The organism is Pseudomonas sp. AM4(2022), assembly GCF_036346515.1.
Lineage (GTDB): Bacteria > Pseudomonadota > Gammaproteobacteria > Pseudomonadales > Pseudomonadaceae > Aquipseudomonas > Aquipseudomonas paracarnis.
Map to the genome: position 1 here is coordinate 1 of NZ_JAOTNW010000082.1, position 346 is coordinate 346.

General features: G+C 57.2%; 1 protein-coding gene. It reads right to left on the reverse strand.

From position 1 onward, the window contains the following. Nucleotides 1-346 (reverse strand): RHS repeat domain-containing protein (locus ODQ19_RS28075; RefSeq protein WP_330211846.1); only part of this gene is annotated, 346 nt, incomplete at both ends.

Genomic DNA, 346 nt, shown 5'->3' on the forward strand with positions numbered 1-346 from the left:
AGCAACTGCCCCCGCTCATTCCACACCAGCCGATGGCAACTATGATCCGGGTACCAAACCCCGGTCAGTTGCCCGTGTTTGTTGTAGCTGTAATCGGTAACCTCGCCGTCAGGATCGATCCTGCGCGTAACATCGCCTTGCTCATTACGCTCGTATTTCCAGACCGTCTCCCCACGCCTTATAACCCGAACAAAACCGTTGTCATGTTCGTAGGAAGTCGGCTCATCATCCCCGGGAAACAACGCCACCAAGCGTCCGGCGTCGTCGTACTGATAGGCCGTTACCGCGCCCAGCGGATCCTGTTCGACGGTCAGCCGGCCCTTGGCATCGTAGGATTTGAAATGCC